The sequence below is a fragment of the Clostridium sp. CS001 genome (assembly GCF_020443565.1).
Taxonomy (GTDB): Bacteria; Bacillota; Clostridia; order Clostridiales; family Clostridiaceae; genus Clostridium_AD.
This window is the reverse complement of sequence record NZ_JAIZZN010000026.1, coordinates 1-15,875: the sequence shown is the minus strand read 5'-3', so window position 1 is coordinate 15,875 and position 15,875 is coordinate 1. Positions and strand designations below refer to the sequence as shown.

At 30.8% G+C, this 15,875-nt stretch carries 15 protein-coding genes, 1 rRNA gene, 1 pseudogene, 1 riboswitch and 1 other annotated feature; of the genes and pseudogenes, 8 read left to right on the top strand and 9 right to left on the bottom strand.

Translation table 11 applies throughout. The annotated features are described in order from the left end of the window. Positions 1 to 47 precede the first annotated feature (47 nt). A complete protein-coding gene (locus tag LGK97_RS15195; RefSeq protein WP_226260600.1) occupies positions 48 to 1,493 on the bottom strand; it encodes a DEAD/DEAH box helicase in 1,446 nt (481 codons plus the stop codon). Between the two features lie 360 nt (positions 1,494 to 1,853). Between LGK97_RS15195 and LGK97_RS15190 the strand changes: the two genes are divergently transcribed. The 6 genes and pseudogenes from LGK97_RS15190 to uvsE all read left to right on the top strand — a co-directional run bounded on the left by LGK97_RS15190 (position 1,854) and on the right by uvsE (position 7,344). Continuing rightward, positions 1,854 to 2,906: a tRNA-dihydrouridine synthase gene (locus LGK97_RS15190; protein WP_226260599.1), complete on the top strand. Its 1,053-nt coding sequence runs from the start codon at positions 1,854 to 1,856 to the stop codon at positions 2,904 to 2,906. Between the two features lie 73 nt (positions 2,907 to 2,979). Beyond that, positions 2,980 to 3,129 (top strand): annotated as a pseudogene (locus LGK97_RS15185) (DNA-3-methyladenine glycosylase I); the annotation flags it as partial. Positions 3,130 to 3,209: 80 nt separating this feature from the next. After that, positions 3,210 to 3,671, top strand: coding sequence for a DUF4342 domain-containing protein (locus LGK97_RS15180; protein WP_226260598.1), 462 nt, complete (start codon positions 3,210 to 3,212; stop codon positions 3,669 to 3,671). A gap of 177 nt (positions 3,672 to 3,848) precedes the next feature. Further along, the gene (locus tag LGK97_RS15175; protein WP_226260597.1) at positions 3,849 to 4,532 is read left to right on the top strand and encodes a response regulator transcription factor; all 684 of its coding nucleotides are present in this window, start codon (positions 3,849 to 3,851) and stop codon (positions 4,530 to 4,532) included. Beyond that, positions 4,525 to 6,015 (top strand): sensor histidine kinase, encoded by a 1,491-nt coding sequence (locus tag LGK97_RS15170; RefSeq protein WP_226260596.1) that lies wholly within the window; start codon positions 4,525 to 4,527, stop codon positions 6,013 to 6,015. Before LGK97_RS15175 ends, LGK97_RS15170 begins: the two co-directional genes overlap by 8 nt. A gap of 366 nt (positions 6,016 to 6,381) precedes the next feature. Beyond that, entirely contained in the window at positions 6,382 to 7,344 is a 963-nt protein-coding gene (uvsE, locus tag LGK97_RS15165) for a UV DNA damage repair endonuclease UvsE (protein WP_226260595.1), read from the top strand. 94 nt (positions 7,345 to 7,438) lie between these two features. Here uvsE and tyrS read toward each other — a convergent pair whose 3' ends face one another. The 3 genes from tyrS to LGK97_RS15150 all read right to left on the bottom strand — a co-directional run bounded on the left by tyrS (position 7,439) and on the right by LGK97_RS15150 (position 10,406). Further along, positions 7,439 to 8,659, bottom strand: a complete 1,221-nt coding sequence (gene tyrS / locus LGK97_RS15160; RefSeq protein WP_226260594.1) for a tyrosine--tRNA ligase — start codon at positions 8,657 to 8,659, stop codon at positions 7,439 to 7,441. Between the two features lie 75 nt (positions 8,660 to 8,734). Beyond that, positions 8,735 to 9,014, bottom strand: a binding site (T-box leader). A 175-nt stretch (positions 9,015 to 9,189) separates the two neighbouring features. Continuing rightward, positions 9,190 to 9,876, bottom strand: coding sequence for a DUF554 domain-containing protein (locus LGK97_RS15155; protein ID WP_226260593.1), 687 nt, complete (start codon positions 9,874 to 9,876; stop codon positions 9,190 to 9,192). Between the two features lie 110 nt (positions 9,877 to 9,986). After that, positions 9,987 to 10,406, bottom strand: a complete 420-nt coding sequence (locus tag LGK97_RS15150) for a hypothetical protein (RefSeq protein ID WP_226260592.1) — start codon at positions 10,404 to 10,406, stop codon at positions 9,987 to 9,989. A 119-nt stretch (positions 10,407 to 10,525) separates the two neighbouring features. On the opposite strand from LGK97_RS15150, the gene LGK97_RS15145 reads away from it, so the two are divergent. Further along, the gene (locus LGK97_RS15145; protein WP_226260591.1) at positions 10,526 to 12,547 is read left to right on the top strand and encodes a peptide ABC transporter substrate-binding protein; all 2,022 of its coding nucleotides are present in this window, start codon (positions 10,526 to 10,528) and stop codon (positions 12,545 to 12,547) included. An 83-nt stretch (positions 12,548 to 12,630) separates the two neighbouring features. Here the strand turns inward: LGK97_RS15145 and LGK97_RS15140 are convergent, their stop codons facing one another. From LGK97_RS15140 to LGK97_RS15130, 3 genes are all read right to left on the bottom strand, one after another. Then, on the bottom strand, positions 12,631 to 12,771 hold the full coding sequence (locus tag LGK97_RS15140) for a hypothetical protein (RefSeq protein ID WP_226260590.1): 141 nt from the start codon (positions 12,769 to 12,771) through the stop codon (positions 12,631 to 12,633). Between the two features lie 122 nt (positions 12,772 to 12,893). Next, on the bottom strand, positions 12,894 to 13,340 hold the full coding sequence (locus LGK97_RS15135) for a DUF1499 domain-containing protein (protein WP_226260589.1): 447 nt from the start codon (positions 13,338 to 13,340) through the stop codon (positions 12,894 to 12,896). Between the two features lie 51 nt (positions 13,341 to 13,391). After that, positions 13,392 to 13,847, bottom strand: a complete 456-nt coding sequence (locus tag LGK97_RS15130; RefSeq protein WP_226260588.1) for a MarR family winged helix-turn-helix transcriptional regulator — start codon at positions 13,845 to 13,847, stop codon at positions 13,392 to 13,394. A 61-nt stretch (positions 13,848 to 13,908) separates the two neighbouring features. Continuing rightward, positions 13,909 to 14,036: riboswitch (cyclic di-AMP (ydaO/yuaA leader) on the top strand. 3 nt (positions 14,037 to 14,039) lie between these two features. On the opposite strand from LGK97_RS15130, the gene LGK97_RS15125 reads away from it, so the two are divergent. Continuing rightward, positions 14,040 to 14,807, top strand: coding sequence for a LysM peptidoglycan-binding domain-containing protein (locus tag LGK97_RS15125; protein WP_226260587.1), 768 nt, complete (start codon positions 14,040 to 14,042; stop codon positions 14,805 to 14,807). A gap of 70 nt (positions 14,808 to 14,877) precedes the next feature. On the opposite strand, the gene LGK97_RS15120 is transcribed toward LGK97_RS15125, so the two are convergent. Continuing rightward, positions 14,878 to 15,378 carry a dihydrofolate reductase gene (locus LGK97_RS15120; RefSeq protein WP_226260586.1) on the bottom strand — a complete coding sequence of 167 codons (501 nt, stop codon included), beginning with the start codon at positions 15,376 to 15,378 and terminating at the stop codon, positions 14,878 to 14,880. Between the two features lie 293 nt (positions 15,379 to 15,671). Continuing rightward, positions 15,672 to 15,875: ribosomal RNA gene (locus LGK97_RS15115) — 16S ribosomal RNA — on the bottom strand; the annotation flags it as partial.

Genomic DNA, 15,875 nt, shown 5'->3' with positions numbered 1-15,875 from the left:
TTCTCAATAAAAAGTAAATTATTAAGAAATAATTTTATATTTATTGGTTATTTGTTTGCCTTCTCTACTCTTATGGATTTTCCCTTTATTGTTGATTTTTTAAGGGTTTCGAGTACTAGTTTGCCCTTACCTCCCATAATGTCTACATGAGAGAAATTATCTTGAATATCTATAATACCTATATCTTCAGCGCTAACACCCTCAATATTGCATATAGTCCCAACAATATCAACAGTTCTTATTTTTTTCTTTTTACCCGCACTTATATATATTTTCATTATTTCCTTACTAAAATTAGATGCTTTAGTCTTTTTAATAACAGGTTTAGCATCATTTTTTTGATAAAATTCATCTTTGTATGGCTCAGATTCTTCCTTTGATGGAATTGGCTTTTTAGGTATCTCCATGCCAATATAGTTTTCTATGTTTTGCAAAAATCTCTTCTCATAGTGAGTTGTAAAAGTTATAGCTTTTCCTTTTTTTCCAGCACGCCCTGTTCTTCCTATTCTATGCACGTAATTTTCTTTTTCTAGTGGTAAATCATAATTTATAATATGAGTTATATCTTCCACATCAATCCCTCTAGCAGCAACATCTGTAGCAACTAAAAATCTAAATTCACCTTTTTTAAATCTTTCCATGGCATCCAATCTATCACTTTGAAGCATGCCTCCATGTATTTTAATACATGAATAATGACGATTTTTCATTTGGCTAGTTATAGAATCAACATTTTCTTTTGTCCTACAAAATACTATACAAGAATCTGGATTTTCAATATAAAGTGTTCTCTTAAGAACACTCATTTTCTTGTCTTCTTCTACTTCATAGCATACTTGATCAATTTTTTCCACGGTTAATTTCTCAGGGCTTATTTCTATTTTAACAGGGCTTATCATGTATTTAGTACAAATAGCTTCAATAGATTCCGGAATTGTAGCTGAGAACAACATAGTTACTCTATTTTTAGGCACAGCCTTAATAACCTCTTCTACTTGCTCTATAAATCCCATACTTAGCATTTCATCTGCTTCATCCAAAATTAAATATTTTATTTTATCTAGATTAATTGTGCCTCTTTCGATATGATCTAAGGTTCTTCCTGGAGTCCCTACTACTACATGCACTCTTTGCTTAAGCTGTTTCTTTTGTAGCTCTATAGGCTGCTTTCCAAAAACAGCTACAGCTCTAATCTTTTTATATCTACCAATGTGCGTTATGTCTTGACTTACCTGAAGAGCTAGCTCTCTAGTAGGTGTTAATATAAGTGCTTGAGGCTCTGTTTCCTCTATATCTGCACTTTCACAGAGTGGAATAGCAAAAGCTGCGGTTTTCCCACTACCTGTTTGTGATTTTACTATGATATCTTTTCCTTTAAGAGCTACAGGTATTACTGCGACTTGGACCTCTGAAGGACTTTTATATCCTAAATTATCAATTGCTTTTAGTATCTCTTCACTAATATTAAATTCCTCAAATTTCATGTTACTCATTTTAACTTCCTCTCATTGTTTCATATATAATTTTTAAGCATAGCCTAAACATATTTTTAACTCATAAGTTTTCATTATACCATGTTTGAATGTATAATTTCTATAAAAATATATGTTTGTAGTATATTATTTTTATCAAGGCCTACCTCAGTTAGTTATTGTTGCTATAATGCATAATTATATTATAATTAATATTAAGAGTCCTACTTTAGGAAATTTTAATAATTCTAATTTAATTTTAGGAGTGATTTATTTGAATTCTTTATTTAAAAATGAAGAACTGTCTTAACTTTAAAAGAAAATCTACAGGAAACAACTAGTAGTTGCTTCTTAATTCCAAACTAAATGGGAGGTATTTCTATGAATAACTTATTTTCAAATATAACAATCAAGGGCCACCAAGTAAAAAACAGGATAGTAGTTCCACCTATGGTTTGCTTTGGATGGTCTGATGAAAGTGGCATAACTTCAAAAGCTCATATTGAGCATTATGAAAATTTGGCTAAAGGTGGGGCTGGACTTATTATACTTGAAGCCCATAGCGTACAAAAAAATGGCCGGCTTTCAAACACACAACTGGGCATATGGAGTGATGATCACATTGGGGGATTAAAATTAATTGCTGATGCCTGTCACAAGCATGGCGCAACAGTTCTTGTACAAATCCATCATGCAGGTTTTAAGACCCCTAATGATGTAACAAGTGCAGCAGTGGCACCTTCTTCCATTGATAAAAATGGACAGACTGCTAGAGAACTCACTGGTCAAGAAATATATGAAATACAAGAAAACTTTGTTAATGCTGCTAAAAGAGCTGACCTTGCCGGTTTAGATGGTATTGAGTTACATGGCGCTCACGGTTATTTAATTGACCAATTTATATCCCCTGTTATAAACAAAAGAGAAGATAAATATGGCGGAACCTTAACAAAGAGAATGACATTTGTTAGTGAAATTATAGATAAAATTAAAACAGTAGTTTCAGAAAACTTTATACTCGGTTATAGAATAGGTGGAAACGCTCCTACGTTAGACAAAGGTATAGAAGTCGCAAAAAATTTACAGAGTCTTGGAATCGACCTACTACATGTGTCTGCTGGAATATCTGATGGCACTACTCCTGAATTACCTAAGGACTTTCCTTATAATTGGATCGTCTATCTAGGCACAGAAATAAAAAAGCATGTAACTATACCAGTAATAGCTGTAAACGGTATACGCACTAAGGCTGAAGCTGAATTCATTTTAGACAGCCATATGGTAGATTTTATAGCTTTAGGCAAAGCACATCTTGTGGAACCTAATTTTGCTAATAAAATTAAAATAGATTTAGAACCTATTTCATGTCTAGAATGTAAAAAGTGTCAGTGGTTTGTTAATGGTTCTAAATGCCCAAGGCTTTTAAATGTTTAAGACAATATGTGACTGATGCGGAAATGACCCGCTATATATGAAGTATCACGATGAGGAATGAGGGGTACCAGTCCATGAGGGCAGAAAGCATTTTGAATTTCTTGCTCTTGAATCTGCCCAAACTGGACTAAGCTGGATTACTATACTCAGAAAAAGAGAAAATTATAGAAAAGCTTATGATGATTTTGATTTTAATTCTAATGTAATTCTAATGTTGTACTAATAAATTTCTAATCCTCCCCTTCTATAATAAAAATATAGAGATTAGCCAATAAAATGGTTAATACCTGAGGAGGAATTTATATGTCAATAAATTTAGACCAAGTTGATGAATTAAGAAAAAGAGCTAATGTAAGTTATGAGGATGCTAAAAATGCTTTAGAACAATGTAATGGGAACCTTATTGAGGCTTTAGTATTTCTTGAAAAACAAAACAAAATCAAGCCTGAGAAGGACAGTTGCAGACAAAATAGCTTTTTAAATGTTATAAAAAAACTTATAAAAAAAGGTAATGAAATGAAATTAATAGTTAAAAAAAATGATAGTGTGGTGCTAAATATCTCTTTAACTATACTCACAATACTGACAGTAGTAGCGACTCCTATAGTCATTGCAGGATTTATATTACTCTTAGTTACTAACCATAAAATACGAATACAAAAGAAAGATCATGAAGATTTAGAAGTAATTAATGTTTTTGATAAAATGTCCACTGCTTTTAACAAAGCATCCGCAAAAATCACCGAAGAATTAAAATCTGAGTAGCTCCATAATAACCTGCATTTTACTAATGTAGGTTATTTTTTATATCTTTTAGCATTTAAAATATAAATATAATTTTCTGCAATTATATTTAAAATAATATATAATAAAACTAATATAGTAAATTTAAAAACATAGTATTTAGTTTTTTGATATAGTGCTTTTGGGGGGTTACGGTGTATGAGCGGACAAAAAATTTTAATAATTGAAGACGAAATAAAAATAGCTCGCTTTCTCGAACTAGAGTTAACCTACGAGGGTTATGCAGTTAGTCAGTGTCATGACGGACGCGAAGGGCTAACCCTTGCTATAAATCAAACTTTTGATGTGATAATTCTTGATGTTATGCTACCTTCTATAAATGGTCTAGAAGTATTGAGAAGATTAAGACAATTATCTGCCGTTCCTGTTATCATGCTAACTGCCAAGGATGAAATAATGGATAAAGTTATGGGTCTTGATATTGGTGCTGATGATTATATGACAAAGCCATTTGCTATTGAGGAACTACTAGCAAGGATAAGAACAACTCTAAAAAAGACGCCAATATTTAAAAGAACCACTAATTTGTTATCCATTGGAGAACTTTCTATTGACCTAGATCAACATATGGTCACTTTTGAAAACATACCTATAGAATTAACTAAAACGGAATTTGATTTATTAAAATATTTGATGGAAAATAAAAATATTGTTCTTACAAGAAATAAAATCATAGATACTGTATGGGGATATGAATATATGGGGGATACCAATGTGGTAGATGTATATATTAGATATTTAAGAAGCAAAATAGATGATAGATTTAATAAGAAATTTATCCATACTGTAAGAGGGGTGGGATATCTTTTAAAAGATGAATAACTCAAAGATTTTTTTTGAATTTATATCACAATGCTTAAAGTTTCTTTTTAAAGCAATAAAAATAATATTGGGTATTCTGCCAAAATTATTAGAACAATTAACTAGTAACATTCAAAGAAGATTAAGATTTTCAATTAGCTTTAAAATGACTGCAGTCTACACTCTGATTTTTTCTACTATACTATTTTTATTAAGCACTAGTTTAATTATTGGCTTTAGGTATTTTCTTTTAAAGCAGGTGAATGATGAGCTTACTAAATATAGCTTACTAGCTACTAATTATGCTAAATCAGAGAAAATCCTTGAAAATCTAAATGTTGATAATTTTTCTAACATAAAATATATAACCTTAAGTATTTTTGATGAAAAAGAAGCTCTTATTACTTCTACTCAAAAGGATAAGAAAAATCTTTCTTTTTATAAGGAGGATTCTAATACCCCTTTAATTAATGAAATAAACCAAAATCTTATCTTTGTTACTAGTAAAGTAACAATCAGTGATAAAATTCTTTTTCTTCAACTTTCTAAAAGCATTGAAAAAGAAAATGAATATTGGGTAGCTTTTATCTTTATTATCTTCTTTATAAATATATTATCTTTAATTTTTACATTAAGCATCGGTTCTAAATTCAGCAAAAAAATGCTTCTACCTATAAAACATATGACAAAAACTACAAAAGCTATTTCAATTAATGCTTTAGAAACTAGATTGAACGTTAGCAATTCATATGATGAGTTAAAAGATCTAGCAATCACCTTCAACGATATGTTAGATCGAATACAAAGTTCCTATGAAATTCAAAATCAATTTGTTTCAGATGCCTCACATGAACTTAGAACTCCTATATCTGTTATACAAGGTTATGCAAATATGCTTCATCGTTGGGGAAAAGATGACAAAGAGGTTTTAGATGAATCTATAGCTGCAATTAAATGTGAATCTGAAAACATGCAGCAATTAGTAGAAAAGCTTCTCTTTCTTGCAAGAAGTGATAATCATACTCAGAAAATAGAAAAAGAAATGTTTCATATCAATGAACTTGTAAATGAAATTATAAAAGAAACAAGACTCATTGACTTGGAACATAGCATTTTATCCAATATCAATGAAAATATAGCTATCTATGCAGATAAAAAATTATTAAAACAAGCACTAAGAGTTTTTATTGATAATAGCATAAAGTATACACCAACAGGTGGAAACATTGAATTAAATGCCTATGTTAAAAAGAAGGATTTAGTACTTGAAATTATAGATAACGGAATGGGTATTCCTAAAGAGGATCTTCCTTATATTTTTAATAGATTTTATAGATGTGACAAATCAAGGGCCAAAGAAAGCGGTGGAACAGGCCTTGGTTTATCAATTGCAAAATGGATTATTGGAAAACATAATGGTTCCATTGTAGTTGAAAGTAACCCTAATGTAGGAACAAAGATAATCATTGGTATTCCAATAAAAGGAATAGATTCATTTTATTGAACAGCTACTCTTTGAATTATTAAACTCCTAACTTATTACTTTCTATATTTCATGACTATCTGTAGTGCAATTCCTCACAATTTGTAAATATTTATTTGATTATTTGTATATTATTTTACACACACTATACAAATGTGGTATAATTGAGTTTGTGCTTGTTCTAACATATATTCAAATATTATATTTATTTAATAAGATGTTTTTAAAAAACATTTAAAATATTGTTTATGCTTAATCACATGAAAATTTATACATTATTTTTTTATATGATTAAGTAATATTTAAAATATATTAAAGAATGTCAGTTAGTAAAGATGTTTTAATTTATATTCATTGGTAAAACTATATTATATGAGGAGTGATATCATGCAAATAAGATTAGGCTATGTGGCTACGGCTTTAAAGCTGGGAAAAGTAACTTCTTCCAGTACAGTAACTTATTCTACATATACTAAACAATCCACGGATAGAGATAAGCTTGAAAAGCTACAAAAGGTGGCAGTATCAAACGTTAATGATTTGTATAAGATTCTAGAGTACACAGTAAAAAACAATATCCACTTTTACAGAATAACTTCCGCTTTAATTCCTTTAGCAAATCATCCCGAAGTTACAGATTGGGAATTTAGAAGAATTTTAAAAATGGATTTTGAGTGGCTTGGAAATTATATTAGAAATAACGACTTAAGAGTGGATATGCATCCTGACGAATCCAATGTCTTAAATACTTCTAAAGAAGAAGTGTTAAAAACTACTATTAAAAATCTACAATATCATTCAAATCTTTTCCAAGATATTAATTATCCTTTAGGTAAAATGGTATTACATATCGGTGGAAAAGAAGGCGGAAAATTAGCCGCTACAGAAAGATTTTATAAAAACTTTAATAACTTACCACAAGAACTATCGAATCTATTAATATTTGAAAATGATGATAAAAGCTTTACTACAAAAGAAGTACTAAATATTTGTAAAGACATAAATAAGCCTATGGTACTAGATGTACATCATCATCTTTGCAATAATGGTGGCGAAGAACTAGAACCTATGTTAAAAGACATATTTGATACTTGGGAAGGTGAGCCTCTTCCACCTAAAGTACATTTTTCAACACCAAAGGCTGGAGATAAAGATAAAAAACATGCGGATTTCATTGACGCAGCATCTTTCATCGAGTTTATTGAAATGTGCATTCCTTTAGGAATAGACTTTGATGTAATGCTTGAGGCAAAACAAGCTGATTTAGCTTTATATCAACTTGTAGATGATATAAAGAGCCTTAAACCTGATTGGAACTGGCTTGATACTAGTACTTTAGAAATTAAGTAACCTAATAATATATAAGTAAAAGGACTTCAAGAATATTAATATTCCTGAAGTCCTTTTATTTACATATTTCACATTAAAAAGAGTTATGTCGCTTCTATTTCATAACAATTTTCACAAAATTCCTTTTACCACATTGAATTATATCCTCATTCTTTAATTCAATAGTTTCTTGTAATGATATCCTTTCTCCATTTAATTTTACCCCGCCCTGTTCAACTAAACGCTTTGCTTCTCTATTGCTATTAGCAAACCCCATATCAGCTATTATTTTAAAAATAGAAGCTTGTTCTTTTATATTAGAGTTATTTATAATCTCTATTTCTTTAATATCCTCTGGAATATCCTTCTTTTGAAACACTGCTTTAAAATACTCTTCGGATTCCACCGCTACGATTTCACCATGATATAACTTAACAATTTCCTTAGCTAGTTTCATCTTTATATCCCTAGGATTAACTTTCCCGTTTTCTAATTCTTTTTTAATTTTTTTAATTCCATCTGGATGAATATCCGTTACCAGCTCATAGTATTTTATAATAAGCTCATCTGGTATAGTCATGACTTTGCTATACATATCATTGGAACTTTCATCTATTCCGATATAATTTCCAAGACTTTTACTCATCTTTAAAGTTCCATCTGTCCCTTCTAAAAGAGGCATGAATATTGCAATTTGCTTATCTTCATTATATTCCTTTTGAAGAGTTCTTCCCATTAAAATATTAAACCGTTGATCAGTTCCACCAAGTTCAATATCAGACTTTATGGCTATTGAATCATATCCCTGCATTAAGGGGTACATAAACTCATGAATTGCAATGGGCTGTTGTGCTTTAAATCTATTTTTAAAATCTTCTCGTTCTAGCATTCTAGTCACTGTGTATTTCGACGCTAAGTTAATAACATCTTTAAAATTAAGTTTTGATAACCAGTCACTATTAAACATAACTTCTGTTTTATCTGGATCAAGTATTTTAAACATTTGTTTTTTATAAGTTTCTGCATTTATCAATACTTCCTCCCGGGTAAGCTCCTTTCTTGTTTTTGATCTTCCCGAAGGATCTCCAATCATGCCAGTAAAATCACCAATAATTATGATAACCTTATGTCCTAAGTCCTGTATTTGCCTTGCTTTTCTTAAAACTACTGTATGGCCTAGATGAATATCTGGCGCTGTGGGGTCTAGCCCAAGTTTAACTGTAAGCTGCCTATTGCCTTCCTCTGCCTTTGTAAGTTTTTGTTTTAATTCTTCCAAGTCAATTATTTCAGCTTCACCTTTAGATATTATTTTAATTTGTTCATTAATGTTAATCATTATAATTCCTCCTTCTTTCAACTTATAAAATATATAGTTTTAAATACAACAAAAAACTCCCATCCTCTAGAAAATCTAGAGGACGAGAGTAAAATCCCGTGTTACCACCCCAATTTATTAATACGTTGCCATATTAACCTCTTCAAGTACGACACATAATATGCGTTTATACTCTAGCACTTTAACGGATGCAAGGATTCCGGCAACAGCCTACTACCACATAAATATAAATCTTAAATGGATTTGGTGTGCAACTCAGAGATGTATTCATAATACTATTCTTTGCTCTTTCTCAGCTATGGGAGCTCTCTGTAAAAGAAACTGTTTTACTACTGGTTCTCATCACAGTTTTTGTTATTTACATTATTAATATAAAATAGAAAACTAATATCTTAAATCTTATTTACAAGTATAATACTGTTTTTTTAAAAAAGCAAGTTTTTCAGCTAAATAAATTATTCTATTTAGCTCTTCTCATGGTATTCTATACCTTTTTTTATTTTAATGCTTAATACAATTTTAGGATTATGCTAAAATCCAAAAATAGACCTAAGTATGTAATATATAAGCGGAATGAAAATAGCTGGGAGCATATTCCCAACTCTTATTCTTTTAATTTCTAGCATGTTTGCACCAATTGCTACAATTAATAATCCTCCAATAGCAGACATTTCATTTACTACAGAAGCTATTAAAAATGGTTTCATAAACGCAGCTGTTAAAGTTATTGTCCCTTGATATATAAAAACCGAAATAGCGGAAAAGCATACTCCTATTCCTAAGGAAGATGCAAAAATAACTGCAGATATACCATCTATTAAAGACTTAGCCTTTAGTATATCATGTTTATTAGAAAGTCCGCTCTCCAAGGCGCCCATTATAGCCATTGCACCAACGCAATATACTAAACTAGCTGTAACAAATCCATTAGCGAGACCGCCTTGCTTTGCGAATTTACTTTCTAGACAAGTACCTATCTTTTCCATTCCTTTTTCAATCTTCAACATTTCGCCAATTAAAGTTCCTATTGTAAGACTAATAATTAATAATAATATATCATTAACTTGTAGTGCACCCTTTAGTCCAATCAGAATTACAGAGAGTCCAAGTGCTTTCATAATCGTCTCATTATAGGCAGTAGAAATCTTATTTTTAAATAAAGAACCAATAAGCCCTCCAACTAATATTGATATTGCGTTTATAATTGTACCTAACATAAATAAGCCCCCTAGTTCCATGATATTCATACTAATTATAAACGTTTAGGTTATTACTTTCCACTAAAAAGCATCAGCGTATTAGATTTTTTTCAAATAAGCTGATATTTTTAGTTTTTATTTAATTTGTTCCAATCCCACCTTCTTTTAGGTCTATCTATTTCTCGCTGTATTTCCTTTTGAATAGACATAAATATTAAATATGCAAACACAAAACAAACATACCCCACTATAATTGCTGTGTTTACATCTTTCGAATATTCTAGAACAGTTTTTTCTAACATCTCTATCATTTGTTCTGTCATACCAGATGGTGTTTCTAATCTAGTTAATATTTGCACAATGCCAAAACCTTCCCATACACTTATTAAAGAGCATAATAAGGAAATAACTATTAAAAGTATATCTCCTACATTCTTAAATCCATTATCACTTCCCTTATAGTCTACTAAGAAGTTTTTAATGACAAATATTACACTACCAACTGCTAGAATAATTCCTAGGATGATTATAATTGTGAACTTAAACATAGAAACCCCCTTTAAATATAAATGAATCATACGTTACAATCATAAAGCCTCTTATGTAATATTGTAACATTTAATGAACAGTGTTACAATACTCATATATATAGGAAGGAGTTGTAACAATGAAAATCAAATTTAAAAAACTATCTAATGCCTTATTATGTTTTGTGATGTTATTAACTATTAATTTGGGACTTAGCATCAAGGTAAATGCACTACCTGAAAAATCATTACCTTCAATATCAAGCTCTGAGATTATAGATACTAATAATTTGCTCATTACTACAAAAAACTATGAGGGTATGGTTCAACATCAAATATTTTATATAGAAGAAAACACTAAGAATGTCAACTGGAGTTTAATAACAGTTCCAGGTATGCTATCCGGATGGACAACCCCTCAGCCTGGAGCTAATTTAACTAAAATTGATTTATCTTATCTAAAACTAAAACCTTCGCACTATCGATTTGCTATACGAGTAAAACGTGCAGGTGAAAAAGGCATGTATTCCAATAAATATGGAGAATATGATGATGCCTATCCATTAAACTTTAACCTAGAAAACATTCCCTCAAAGGTACCTCAAGTATTAAATACTAGCATAAACTTTGATCCAAGAACTCTAGATATTTCACTTGCAACAGATAATAACAGCAATCAAATAATAAGTGAAATCTACGAGGGACTTACTAGGATGCAGCAGAGAGAAGATGGAATAAATTACATTGCTCCTGCTGGTGCTTTTAAATGGGAATGCAACGAAAATGGTGATGTATGGACTTTTCACCTAAGAGATAATTATTGGTCAGATGGTGTGAAGGTTACAGCACAACATTATGTGGATAGTATACTTAGAAGTCTTGACCCTACAAGTGGTTCTATGTACTCCTTCTTATTATTACCAATAAAAAGTTCTGTGAGTTATAACAGTGGAAAATTAAATAATAAAGATGAAATTGGAGTAAAAGCTCTTGATTCTAATACACTTGAGATAACTTTAGAAAAACCTTGTCCTTATTTCTTAGAGCTTACTTATCTTAATATTATGAAACCTCAGAGATTAGATGTTGTAGATAAATATAAGGATACTTACGGACAAGAAGTAGATACACTAGTATGTAACGGTCCTTTCTTACCAACAAGTTGGATACATCAAAATAAAATGGTTTTAGAAAAAAATCCTTACTATTGGGACAACAGTAGCGTTAAATTACAAAATATAAATTTAAGTATCATTAGAGAGGTCAATGCCAAAATGAATGAATTTTCCCTTGGAAATATAGACGTTATAGAAAATACTCTACCCGAATGGAATGAAAAACTTCAAAGTACTGGTAAATATAATTCATTGAGTGTGGATAAGGGTGTAGTGAACTATACTATGTTTAATCAAAAAGATAGATACTTAAAGAATTCAAAAATAAGAAAGGCATTAATATTAGCTGAAAATAGAACTGAAAAAGTTAAAGAGCTATATAATGGAATAGCTGAGCCTGCTTATGGCTTCTGTCCACCATCAATTCAAATATCAGGTGAAAGTTTCAGAAAAAAAGTAATTAAAGATCCTGTTATAAAGCTTATTGAAGAAAATAAAGATCCTAAAGCATTACTTATCGAAGGTTTAAAAGAAATTGGCGAAAACACTAATCCATTAAAAATGGATATAACTTTACTAATGTCTGGCACTTCCCCAAAAGATATTAGCTTTGGCGAGTTTATGCAAAAAAGTTATAAGGATATTTTAGGTGTAGACCTTAAAATCCAATATGAAGAGTGGGCTAGGTGTATAAAAAATACAGATGAAGGGAAATATCAAATATTTCAATCTGCATGGATGGGCGACTATAATAATCCCCTCACTTATCTTGACATATGGACTGCATCATCTGAGATTTTTAATACCGGTTTTGTCAACAAAGAATATGATGAATTAATTTTAAATGCAAACATCACTATGGATTCTAAGGAAAGATTTGAATATTTAAAGAGAGCAGAAGATCTTCTAATATATGAAGAAGGAGTAATTTCACCTAGCGTATTCACAAATTCTCAATTCTTCTACAAAAAAGAAATCAAAAATTTAATGTATAATAATTTTAATAAATTTGAATTTAAATATGTAGAAATCAACTCTCCTTCATAAGAAATCAAAGAACCAAGCTCTACTAAGGAGCTTGGTTCTTTGATTTGAAACATATAACTTATAGTCCTATTTGCAGTAAGTCCTCATTTTTCTTTAGGATAGTATTTTTTAAAAGCGTCTTCATAACCTTCTGGTTTATGGAACTTCTGCACTTCACTAATATAAGCTCCTTTTCTTCCCTTCTTCTTCTCTCTAGTTACCTCTCTATTATTACTTTTTTCCAAAATAACGCCTCCTGTGCTTCTCCTCGTTAAATATTTATTATATTGTTTCTTTTATACTTATAGTATTTGCAAATTCTTAAAAAACTATATGTAACTTAAGATATTTATTTTAGGGAATCATTCTATTTATAATAAGCTTCTCTTAATTTATTATACCTTTCCCTATTTAATCCCATATCTGAATATCCAATTCTTGAAGCTGACCTAAAATGGATAAGATTTTCACTTTCATCAAAGTAAAACTCTACGTCATCATGAAATTTCATTTTTCCAGTGGTAAATACCGCATATATATAATTATTTTCATTTTTAATTATTTTAGCATCTCCATAACTTTCAATTGTGCTAATAACCTTTTCCTTTGAAGCCTCTAAATTTCCTTTAAACTCCATAGCTGCAACTTTTTTATCTTTTTCATAAGTTTGAGAAGATACAGCACTTGGTTTGTTCGGCATTTTAACTAATTTTCCGTTATTCGCCCCTAAATTTCTTGGTGATATATTGTTCTTAAGCACCATATAAACTACAATTGCCCCCATGGCAGCCACTACTCCACTTATCCTGTTCATATTAACATCTCCCCTGTTCAACTTCATTATTTTCAATTTTATAGTTTAACCCTAGTACCTATATTTCTCAACTTCATCTAATTTCCTAAGTAACTCATCAAATTCTTTCATGTACCTCAAATATTCCTTCATTGAAAGATTTGCGGTACAACTTATTTCGTTGGGTACACTTAATGCTTTCTCTTTAAGCTTTATGCCTTTCAATGTAATATGAATATAAATCTTTCTGTTATCATTTTCGTCTTTTATTCTACATAACCGTCCCTGACTTTCTAAGTTATTTAGGATAGGAGTTAACGTTCCAGTTTTCATCTTTAAATTATTACTCATATCCTTAAAGGATATCTTTTCAAACTCCCATAAAATTAACATTACTAAGTATTGCGGATAAGTTAAGTTTAAATTCTGCAAAATTGGTTTATATAATCTAGTCATAGCCTTAGAAGCAGAATAAATTTTAAAACAAAGTTGATTATCTAACTTTAATATATGTGCTCCCTGTACCATACACTACCATAAGTACCAGTGTTTTAATATAGATAGATTAGTTCTTCTCTGTTACAATGGTAACCATACATTGCCGAATCTCCTAAATGGGGAACGGGGGATATCTTATGGGGTGAATCTCTTATTTAGAGTAGGGTACCTTTAACCCGAATCCGTCAACTAACCTCGTAGGCTACTAAAGGAGGATTCATTATGCTTAAATTAAGTTTAAGAAATACTTTACTAGCTTTATCCATAGTTTTAGTCAGTAGTAAAGCAGTACAAGCTGCTCCATATCAAGTTAAACCAGGTGATACCTTATTTAAAATCAGCAGCGCCTACAACACAACTACCAATGTTTTGGTTAAAAATAATAAACTATCAAACTTTAACATATATCCTGGACAAGTCCTAGACGTACCAACAAATACTTATAAGGTAGTTAGCGGAGATACCCTTTACCTTGTAGCAAAAAAATATAACATTTCATTAGATAAAATAAGAATTGCAAATAATAAATGGAACAATACTATTTACCCTGGACAAATTCTAAATATTCCAATTTTCCCAACAAGTGTACAAGCTACACCTGAGAAAGCCCCTGGAGTTATTCCGTACACTTCTAGTGACATAGATTTATTGGCTAGGCTAATAACTGCTGAGGCAGGCGGTGAGAGCTACAACGCTATGCTCTGCGTAGGAGGTGTAGTAATTAACAGAGTTCAAAGTCCGTTGTTCCCAAGCAGTATTAAGGGAGTAATTAACGAGATAAGTTCTGGTTACTACCAATTCACTCCAGTAATGAATGGTACAATTAAAAATCCAGCTTCTCGAAGTGCAATTGCTGCAGCAAATGAAGTTTTAAAAGGAGTGGACCCAACTAAGGGAGCATTATATTTTTATGACAATACAGTAACAAACAAATGGTTAACTTCAAAGCCAGTAGCTGTTTCTACTGGAAATATGACATTTGCTTATTAAGGATTTAATTATGACTTTTTTATAACCAAAATAAAACTTCCACAAGATTTGCGGAAGTTTTATTTTTATATTACTTATTATTGTTTTTTACATAAGTATTAAAATTATAATATATTCCTTCTCTAAATTCTTCCCTTTTACTAGTTGAAACTTTTTCCCAATGATTATGGTTATCCAAATTCACTAATACTTTATCATGTACACACTCTTTATATATTTTAGTTATAAATGCCTTGTTACAATACGGAAGTAGCTGTGAATATATTTCTTCTCCACCTATTATAAATATATCTTCATCATTGTACTTTTTCAATTGCTTAAAAAGTTCTTCTAAGGAGTGGCATAAAATCACTCCTTCACAGTTATAGTTTTTATTTCTAGTAAGCACTATGTTAATTCTTTGAACTAAAGGATTACCATTAGGCAAAGTTTCAAATGTAGTTCTACCCATAACAATTACCTTTCCTAAAGTTTTTTCTTTAAACTGCTTCATATCTTCTGGTATCTTCTCTAATAATTCGCATTTGTACCCAATTCCCCAATTTAAATCAACCGCTGCTATTAAATTCATTTGCTTCTCCTTATAAATGATTTATAATCATTATTACCTATCTTTATTCTTTTATTCTTATAAACACTCTATAGATATTATATCAAAGTATATCTTATATAACAAAAAAATAAAATGAGCAACTATATACACTAAATAGTGCTTATACAGTTGCTCATTACATCTTTTAGACTATTAGTCTCTCAAAATTAAACAGAGAAGTAGGTACGATTAATTACGATAGATATATTTAGTCTGAAGAATAATTAAATTCTTCTGTTACGAAGACCGAAGTCTTTGTACCGACTCCCTAGAAAGGAGGTGATCCAGCCGCAGGTTCTCCTACGGCTACCTTGTTACGACTTCACCCCAATCACTAATCCCACCTTCGGCCGCTGGCTCCTTACGGTTACCTCACGGACTTCGGGTGTTACCAGCTCTCATGGTGTGACGGGCGGTGTGTACAAGGCCCGGGAACGTATTCACCGCGACATGCTGATTCGCGATTACTAGCAACT

Bases quoted from the DNA above. Each gene is read 5' to 3' on its own strand.
- LGK97_RS15190 (WP_226260599.1), top strand. From the start codon at position 1,854: ATGAATAACTTATTTTCAAATATAACAATCAAGGGCCACCAAGTAAAA.
- tyrS (WP_226260594.1), bottom strand. From the start codon at position 8,659: ATGATTAACATTAATGAACAAATTAAAATAATATCTAAAGGTGAAGCT.
- LGK97_RS15170 (WP_226260596.1), top strand. From the start codon at position 4,525: ATGAATAACTCAAAGATTTTTTTTGAATTTATATCACAATGCTTAAAG.
- LGK97_RS15180 (WP_226260598.1), top strand. From the start codon at position 3,210: ATGTCAATAAATTTAGACCAAGTTGATGAATTAAGAAAAAGAGCTAAT.
- LGK97_RS15135 (WP_226260589.1), bottom strand. From the start codon at position 13,340: ATGAACAGGATAAGTGGAGTAGTGGCTGCCATGGGGGCAATTGTAGTT.
- uvsE (WP_226260595.1), top strand. From the start codon at position 6,382: ATGCAAATAAGATTAGGCTATGTGGCTACGGCTTTAAAGCTGGGAAAA.
- LGK97_RS15130 (WP_226260588.1), bottom strand. From the start codon at position 13,847: ATGGTACAGGGAGCACATATATTAAAGTTAGATAATCAACTTTGTTTT.
- LGK97_RS15150 (WP_226260592.1), bottom strand. From the start codon at position 10,406: ATGTTTAAGTTCACAATTATAATCATCCTAGGAATTATTCTAGCAGTT.
- LGK97_RS15175 (WP_226260597.1), top strand. From the start codon at position 3,849: ATGAGCGGACAAAAAATTTTAATAATTGAAGACGAAATAAAAATAGCT.
- LGK97_RS15155 (WP_226260593.1), bottom strand. From the start codon at position 9,876: ATGTTAGGTACAATTATAAACGCAATATCAATATTAGTTGGAGGGCTT.
- LGK97_RS15195 (WP_226260600.1), bottom strand. From the start codon at position 1,493: ATGAGTAACATGAAATTTGAGGAATTTAATATTAGTGAAGAGATACTA.
- LGK97_RS15145 (WP_226260591.1), top strand. From the start codon at position 10,526: ATGAAAATCAAATTTAAAAAACTATCTAATGCCTTATTATGTTTTGTG.
- LGK97_RS15125 (WP_226260587.1), top strand. From the start codon at position 14,040: ATGCTTAAATTAAGTTTAAGAAATACTTTACTAGCTTTATCCATAGTT.
- LGK97_RS15120 (WP_226260586.1), bottom strand. From the start codon at position 15,378: ATGAATTTAATAGCAGCGGTTGATTTAAATTGGGGAATTGGGTACAAA.